Raw genomic sequence first — 890 nt, forward strand, 5'->3', positions numbered from 1 at the left:
GGCGCCGCGCCCGGCTGGGTCCGCGCCGCGCCGCGGGCGGCGCCGAGGATGCGGGCGGTGTCCGCCCGTGCCGCCCCGGGTCCATCCGCGAGCGAGGACCTCGCCGGTGTCGGCGTCGCGCAGCGTCACCGCCACGGTCTGATGGCCGGGCAGGAATTTGGCCCCGCGCGCCAGCACGCGGACGTCGACCTGGGTCGGCTCGGCGTAGGCGGGGGCCGTAGAGGCCACCAGGGCGGAAACGCTCAACAGGAGGAGGCGGAGACGGCGCATGCGGGCTTCCTTCGGGATGACCGGGCGGAACGGGCCGGGGCGGGCGAACGGGGGGTCGATCGAGCGAAAGCTTGGCGTCCTCGCCCGATGCAGGCAAATGACATCCCGGTACTTTTGCTGACATCCGATGTCGGAGGGAGGCGGCGGGCATGACCGCAGACCAGCACGACGGCGATTCCGCCCGGTTCTCGGACCGCACGACGCGCTTCGGCGACTATACGCTGCGCACGCGCCCCTTCAGCCTGTCCAGGAATGGCGAGGCGGTGGAGGCTCCGCGGCAGTCGCTGGAGCTGCTGGACTATCTGATCGCCCGCCGGGATCGGGTCGCCACGCGTCAGGAGCTGATCGAACGCTTCTGGTCGGCGGACCATCTGGGCGCGGACCAGAACCTGAACACCTGCGTCGGGCGATTGCGCAAGGCGCTGGGCGATGACGCGGGCGCTCTGATCGAGACCCATGCGCGTGTCGGGTACCAGTTCATCGGCCAGGTGCACGAGGCCGCGCCGGAGGCCCTGCCGCCCCCGGGTTCGAGCCGGATTTCAAGGAGGGTTCTCTCGCGCGCCGCCGCCGTCGCCGCCCTGGGAGCGACCCTCGCGAGCGCCTGGGCCGCAGCCGGGCCG

General features: G+C 72.7%; 2 protein-coding genes. One reads left to right on the top strand and one right to left on the bottom strand.

What is annotated here, in order from left to right:
- Positions 1-270, bottom strand: a 270-nt coding sequence (locus AC2W7C_RS18515) for a hypothetical protein (protein WP_486002655.1), incomplete at its 3' end; no start/stop codon positions are given.
- A gap of 149 nt (positions 271-419) precedes the next feature.
- Between AC2W7C_RS18515 and AC2W7C_RS18520 the strand changes: the two genes are divergently transcribed.
- Positions 420-890: winged helix-turn-helix domain-containing protein (locus AC2W7C_RS18520; protein WP_486002656.1), on the top strand; the 471-nt coding region annotated here is incomplete at its 3' end.

This window comes from Brevundimonas sp. CURTG3B2_SDJG, from assembly GCF_057364705.1.